Here is a 4,228-nt window from a genome sequence, read left to right as displayed (position 1 = left end):
GCACAGGGCGGCCACGTCGCGCAGCAGTTCATCGCCCGCAACATGCCCCAGGGTGTCGTTCACGCGCTTGAAGTGGTCCAGGTCGAGCATGATGACCGAGGCCGGGCGGCCCTGGCTGAGGGACTTGCGCAGGGCCTCGGCCCCCAGGATTTCCAGCCCGCGCCTGTTAAGTGCGCCCGTCAGGGCGTCGGTCTGGGCCATGTGGGCCACCTGGGCTGTGGCGGCGCGCAGGTCGTCCTCAAGCAGCTGCGAGTTCATGGAGAACACCACGTAGAATTCCAGCACGCTCTGCATCGTGCGGAAGAGAAGCAAATAGGTCAGGATGGGGTCCGCCCGCATCATGACGGAATAGTCGTAGCCCACAGCGCCGAGCATGTTCCAGCCCCGCACTCCATGGAGTACCCCGCCGACGAGGAAGGTGACGCACAAGAGCGTCAGCCCGGCCATTTTGCGCCGCCCCAGAAGCGGTATCTCCAGGCCCACGCGCAGGCTGATGACCAGCGAGGCGGCCGAATAGATCATCACGCGGCGCGCGATGTCCGGCACGAGAACAAGATCAGCGGCCAGGGCCAGCCCGGCCACGGCGGCAAGGAGCATGTTCTGCCTGGTGCGGGCCCACAACCTGGGAAGGCGGCAATACACGCCCAGACCATGGTAGACGGTGATCTGCTGGGCTATGGAGCCCAGGCCGGTCACCAACACCGGCAGCAGGGCCTCGCCCGCGCCGGAGCGCAGGAACACGCCGGCCATGCCCAGCAGGGCGCAGAACTCGGCGAGGACAAAGGTGCGGAAGCCGGGGTACACCCTGCGGTGCAAAGCGTAATGCCCCATGACCACGAACCGGATCAGGGTAACGCCGAGCAGCACGGGCATGAGCGTGCTGAAATTTATTTCAAAGGTAACTACCGCCAAGCAGACTCCACATTTCCGGCAGCTGCCCCCCGGCGCACGCGGGCCAGAGGCTGCAGGCAACGCGCCTCCAGTATGCCGAAGCCGAAGCCTGGCGGCAACTGGCCCCCGCTATCCGTTCAGATTTTTGTTGCGGTGGTCCAGGTGCAGCAGGTCCTGCTCGTGGATGCGCAGGACGAAATCGGCGTGGATCTTGAGGCGCGAGGAAAACGCCCGGCCCCGCGTGTCCGTGGACGAGCCGCCCACGAACTCCACCGCGCCGATGTGCTTGCCGCGCTCCTTCAGGTGGCGGATGGACGGGATGGCGTCGGCATCGCCCGAGACGACCACGGCCACGTCGTAGTTGTCCTGCAGGGCGACCATGTCCACGGCGAGCGCGGTGTCCAGGCCCTTTTCCTCCACCCAGCGGTGCAGAAAATTCACCTTCCAGTGCCCGGCCTCGCGGATGTCGATGAGGTCCGAGGAGGCGCGCACCCCGGCGTAGAAGCGGCGCATGCCGTCGATGGCCCGCACCTTCTGCCCGTACCACTCGCGGAAATCAGAGGCGCAGGCGTTCCACGCGGCCTCCTCCAGCTCCTCCTCCGGCATGGTGGGGTTGGCCACGGAGACGCGGGTCATCCACAGGGCGCGGATCTCGGCATCGCGCACAAAGGCGGAGCGCAGGGCCGAGCGCGACTGCGGCGCGCCCAGGTCCCAATCGTCCACAGAGCCCACGGCGTACCAGTACACCCGGCGCAACTGGGCCACGGGCGGAACCGTCTGCAAGGTCACCTCGTGCCAGACTTTTACTGCTTCGCGGTAGATGTGCGCATAGAGCTGACCGTAATTCGCTATTTCCAGATTCATGGTGCGCAGCGAACCATACAGGTTCGATCCATCGACGAAGAAGGCGAAACGTTGCATGAAGACTCCTGCCGACATTGGCGGCTAAAACAACTTTTTGACCCCGTCCAGCAGGTTGCCGGAGTTCTTCTCCGGCGTACCGCCCTGATGCTGCGACTTCTTGCCGCCGGTCAGTACATTCCCAATGCCCTGCACCACTCCGCCCACTGCGTCAAGGGCGCCCTTGCCAATGGTTCGCAGATAGTCAGTGCCAAAGCTCAGGTTGTCGTACGGGCCGGTGATGCGCATTGGCACCACCAGCCCCAGAAGGCCGGAGCTGCCCCCCTGGCCCTCGGTGCTGGGCACCACGCGCACATGCAGGGTGTAGTCCGTCTGCTTGGTGGCGATGTCCACGGTGCCGCGTCCATCGGCCCGCAGGAACGGGGCCTTGAAGTCCAGGTCGTTGATGGCCGCCACGCCGCCGTTGATGGCCGCGGTGCCGTCCACGCTGCCGAAGCGGGTGGACTTCTCGGGGCTCGATTCGGTGCCCGCGCCGCTCAGCGCATCCTTGGCCTTCTTGCCCGAGTCGCGCACCACGCCCATGATGTTCACGCCGGGGAACACGCCGTCGCGCACGGAGAAACGCACCCGGCCGGAGAGGCTGCGCTTGAGCGCGTGCATGGTGTTGCCCTGGCACACCAGGGGCGAAACCGTGTCCACGGTCATGGTGCCTGCGAACTGGCTCTCCTTGCCCGCCAAATCGCTGAAGAACGGCTTCTGCTGCACGTTGACCAGCTGATAGGAAAGCGTCACCGCCGGGCGCTCGCCCTGCACGTCCACACGCAGCGAACCCTTCAGGCTGCCGTCGTACAGCTTGGCCTCCACCTGGCCCACGTCGAGCACGCCGTCCTGGGCCATCATGGGCAGCTTGAGCGTGGTAAAACGCAGGCCCTTGATCTTGAAGCGCTCCGCCGTGATCTGGCCGTCGAGCTTCATCTCGCGCAGGGCCTTCACCGGGAAGACGTCGTCCTTGTGCGGATCGTTCCCCGCACCCCCGACCGCCGCCTCGCCCGCCTTTTCCTGGGCCTCGCCGGATTTCCTGGCGGGCAGGAAGCGGTCGGCGTCCAGGCCGCTGATGCGCAGGTTGAAATTGTAGGCCTTCTTCTCCAGGCCGGTGACGCGGAAACGCCCCTCCACGCGGGCGTCGTCCAGGCTGGCCGTCAGCTGCGGAATCTCCGTATACCCCTTGCCGGTGCGGAACTCGCAACTGGCGGTGATGTGCTGATAGGCGGCCGCGTCGGCCGTGTCCGGGGCCTTGCCCGTGAGCGCGGCGGAAAGCTCGCGCCCGTTGAAGTCCGGCACGTCCAGCCGTCCCTTCAAATCCGGCCCGTCCTTGATGTTCGTGGCCAGGAACTGGCCCGTGCCCTTAGCCCCGTAACCGGAGAAGCTCAGGCCCGTGGCCTGGGCGGTCTGCTTGGCGTTGTCCACCTTCAGCTCGCTCAGGCCGAACTCGAAGTCGCCCTTGCCGCCGGGCACGCTTTTGCCCGTGGCCGCCACCTTCAGCTTCAGGTCGCTGAAGATGTGCCGCTCGTCCGCCGCGTACAGAGTCGCCACGCCGGAGATGTCCGTCTGCGCCTTGAGCTGCGGCTTGGCCGAATCGAGCAGGAAGCTGGCCTTGAACTCGCTGGGCTTGCCCTGGCGGATGGCTTTCACCTCCAGGTTCAAGTCCGTGAGGACGTAGCGTTCGCCCAGCAGATGATCCTCCCACTGGAGGCTCGAATCCGTCACGCGCACGCCGTCGAGGGACAGGTCGCCCAGGCCCCAGCCAGAGCTGGCGGGCTTCTGCGTGGCGTTCTCCGCCGGTTCGCCGTCGGTGAAATCGGCCCAGCTGCCGCGCCCGGCCTCGTTCTTTTCCAGATAGAGTTCCAGGCCCTCCAGCGCCACCTTGCCCACCTCCACCCGGCGCGACAAAAGCGGCAGCAGCTTGATGCTGACATTGGCCTTGCGTACGCGGGAGAAGGGCTTGTCGCCGAACTCCGGCGGGTTGCTCAGGCGCACGCCGCCGGTTTCCACGCCCAGGCGCGGGAAGAAGGTCAGCTTCACGTCGCCCTCGAACACCAGCTCGCGGCCGGTCTGCTCGCGCACCAGGCGCGAGACGTCGTCCTTGTATTTGTTGGGGTCAACCATGACGGTGAGCAGGATGGCGGCGAGGACGAACACGCCCGCCACCGCGCCGCCTATGAGGACAAGAAAGCGCATGGGGGGCCTCCTGTTTGCTGCGTAAGCGGCCTAGCCCAGCAGGTCGCGGATGGCTTTGAGTTCCGTAAGGATGTTGGAAAGATTCGCGGCCAAGGCCTCGGCGCGCTTGTTCGCCTCGCGTGCGGCCTGCTCCGCGGCTGCTGTGGCGGTCTGGGCGGCGGCGAGCGCTGCGGAATTGGCGGCGGCCTGCGCCGCTTGTGCGTGATCGGGCTGCACGTGAGGCTGCGCCGGGGCCAGC

The 4,228-nt window shown here is 66.3% G+C and carries 4 protein-coding genes; all 4 read right to left on the bottom strand.

Annotated elements, in window-relative coordinates:
* Positions 1–912 (bottom strand): diguanylate cyclase (locus VN419_RS08520; RefSeq protein WP_325646480.1); only part of this gene is annotated, 912 nt, incomplete at its 3' end.
* A gap of 108 nt (positions 913–1,020) precedes the next feature.
* A complete protein-coding gene (locus VN419_RS08515) occupies positions 1,021–1,812 on the bottom strand; it encodes an NYN domain-containing protein (protein WP_325646478.1) in 792 nt (263 codons plus the stop codon).
* 24 nt (positions 1,813–1,836) lie between these two features.
* Positions 1,837–3,990 carry an AsmA family protein gene (locus tag VN419_RS08510; RefSeq protein ID WP_325646476.1) on the bottom strand — a complete coding sequence of 718 codons (2,154 nt, stop codon included), beginning with the start codon at positions 3,988–3,990 and terminating at the stop codon, positions 1,837–1,839.
* A 30-nt stretch (positions 3,991–4,020) separates the two neighbouring features.
* The coding region (locus VN419_RS08505; protein WP_325646474.1) for a hypothetical protein at positions 4,021–4,228 on the bottom strand (208 nt) is incomplete at its 5' end.

Origin of the sequence: Humidesulfovibrio sp. (assembly GCF_035560995.1) — a bacterium.
In the GTDB taxonomy this organism is placed as follows: domain Bacteria; phylum Desulfobacterota; class Desulfovibrionia; order Desulfovibrionales; family Desulfovibrionaceae; genus Humidesulfovibrio.
The sequence above is the reverse complement of the archived record's forward strand: the minus strand, read 5'-3'. Positions and strand labels throughout refer to the sequence as shown.

Excerpts from the sequence above, each read along its gene's own strand:
- VN419_RS08515 (WP_325646478.1), bottom strand. The coding sequence starts at position 1,812 with ATGCAACGTTTCGCCTTCTTCGTCGATGGATCGAACCTGTATGGTTCG.
- VN419_RS08510 (WP_325646476.1), bottom strand. The coding sequence starts at position 3,990 with ATGCGCTTTCTTGTCCTCATAGGCGGCGCGGTGGCGGGCGTGTTCGTC.